Annotated in this window: 2 protein-coding genes; both read left to right on the top strand. The window is 65.7% G+C overall.

Features of this window, described 5'->3' with window-relative positions; genetic code table 11:
- On the top strand, positions 1–1,458 hold a 1,458-nt coding region (gene terL / locus WS69_RS12165), incomplete at its 5' end, for a phage terminase large subunit (protein ID WP_059471023.1).
- 20 nt (positions 1,459–1,478) lie between these two features.
- Positions 1,479–2,395 (top strand): phage portal protein (locus WS69_RS12160; RefSeq protein WP_156438084.1); only part of this gene is annotated, 917 nt, incomplete at its 3' end.

Below are 2,395 nucleotides of genomic sequence, written 5' to 3'. Positions count from 1 at the left end.
CACCTGTTTTTCAGCCGGTACTTCTTCAAGCACCGGCAGGCGATCAAGTTCCGCGTCAACTGGCACCACGTGCTGATCGCCGACACGGTGCAGCGCGTGATCGATGGCACGCTGAAGAACGTCGTCATCAACGTGCCGCCGGGCTCGTCGAAGACTGAGCTGGTTGCGATCAACCTGATCGCGCGCGGCCTCGCGCTGAACCCGCGCGCGCGGTTCCTGCACATCAGCTATTCGGACGACCTCGCGCTGCTGAACAGCGAGACGGCGCGCGACATCGTCGCATCCGACGAGTACCAGGCGCTCTGGCCGCTGAAGGTGGCCGATGACGCGAAGTCGAAGAAGCGCTGGAACGTGCTCGTCGACGGGAAGAAGGCCGGCGGCGTGTACGCGGTGTCTCTCGGCGGTCAGATCACTGGCTTCCGGGCCGGGCACATGGCCGAGGGCTGGCAGGGCGCGATCATCATCGACGACCCGCTGAAGGTCGAGGACGCGTACAGCAAGACGAACCGCAACAAGGCGAACCGCAAGCTGCTGTCGACTGTGAAGAGCCGGAAGGCGAATCCGGACACGCCGATCATCGTGATCATGCAGCGGCTCGCCGAGGAGGACCCGACCGGGTTCATCAAGTCCGGCAAGCTGCCCGGCGAGTGGGAGTTCATCGAGATCCCGGCGCTGATCACCGACGACTACGTCGAGAAGCTGCCGGCGCACATCCGCGCGTTGGTCGAAAGCGACGAGCGCGACGACGACGGCCGGTACAGCTACTGGCCGTACAAGGAACCGCTGCAGGACTTGCTGGCGTCCGAGAAGGCCGATGCATACGTCTTCAACGGCCAGTACATGCAGCGGCCGTCGCCGCTGGGCGGCGGGATCATCCAGAGCGGCAAGTTCCTGCGCTACGGCGCGCTGCCGCAACTGCAGTACCGGAAGATCTTCGCCGACACCGCGCAGAAGACTGCCGAGCGCAACGACTACAGCGTGTTCGAGTGCTGGGGTCTCGGCTACGACAACCGGGTGTACCTGATCGACCTGATCCGCGGGAAGTGGAAGGCGCCGGAGCTCAAGCAGCGCGCGATCGACTTCTGGAACAAGCACGCGGCCATTGGCGCCGACGACCCGGGCGCGCCGGCGCTTCGCCAGATGAAGGTCGAGGACAAGTCCAGCGGTACCGGGCTGATCCAGGACATTCAGGCCGAGGGCGGCATCCCGATCGACGGCATCGAACGCGTGAAGGACAAGCTGACGCGCGTCATGGACGTCGTGAGCCACATCGACGCCGGCAACGTCGGCGTTCCGCTGGATGCCCCGTGGGTCAGCGACTTCTTGACCGAGTGCGACTCGTTCACGGCTGACGACACTCACATGCACGACGACCAGATCGATCCGATGGTCGACGCAATCAACGACATGCTGGGAGGCGCGAAAGACCTGTCGGTCTGGGAGCGGCTCGCCGGTTGAGCACGACAGGATTTCCCAGGATGTCGCGAAAGAAACAGCAGGTACGGCCCGCGCGCGCGGCCGCGACGCCGCACGCGCAGCGCACGGCCGACTCGTTCGCCAACTTCCAGGCGCGGCTCGGGTGGGGCGCCGACAACCAGGCGTCGGCGTCGCAGTACACGCTGACGTACCAGAGCCGAAACCGCGTTTGGCTGGAGGCCGCCTATCGCGGTTCGTGGATCGTGCGCGCCGCGGTGGACGCGATTCCCGAGGACATGACGCGCAAGGGCATCGAGATGTCCGGCCTCGATCCGACCGACGTGTCGAAGATGGAGACGGCGCTCACGCGCAAGGCAATCTGGGATCAGCTCTGCGACACCGGGAAATGGGCCCAGCTGTACGGTGGTGCGATCGCCGTGATGCTGATCGACGGCCAGGACATGTCGCAGCCGCTTCGGCGCGAGACGATCGGGAAAGGCCAGTTCAAGGGCCTGCTCGTGCTCGATCGCTGGATGGTTGCGCCGCCGGTCGGCGAGGTCGTCACCGAGTTCGGCCCGGATCTGGGCATGCCGAAGTACTACGACGTGCTGCCCTCGACCATCGGGCTGCCGCAGGGGCGCATCCACCATTCGCGCGTGCTGCGCATGGACGGGGAAGCGCTGCCGTTCTACCAGCGGATCAGCGAGAACGGCTGGGGGCTGTCGATCCTCGAGCCGATGTGGGACCGCCTCATCGCGTTCGACAGCGCGACGGTCGGCGCCGGCCAGCTCGTCTACAAGGCGCATCTGCGCACGCTGAGCGTCGAGAAGCTGCGCGAGATCATCGCGATGGGCGGCCCGGCGCTCAACGGCCTGCTGAAGCAGGTCGAAATGATCCGGCTCGGGCAGTCGAACGAGGGCATCACCCTCATCGACGCGACCGACAAGTTCGAGACGCACCAGTACGCGTTCAGCGGGCT

Origin of the sequence: Burkholderia sp. BDU5 (assembly GCF_001522845.1) — a bacterium.
Lineage (GTDB): Bacteria > Pseudomonadota > Gammaproteobacteria > Burkholderiales > Burkholderiaceae > Burkholderia > Burkholderia mayonis.
Note: the sequence above shows the minus strand (reverse complement) of the source record. Positions and strands in the feature narration are given on the sequence as shown.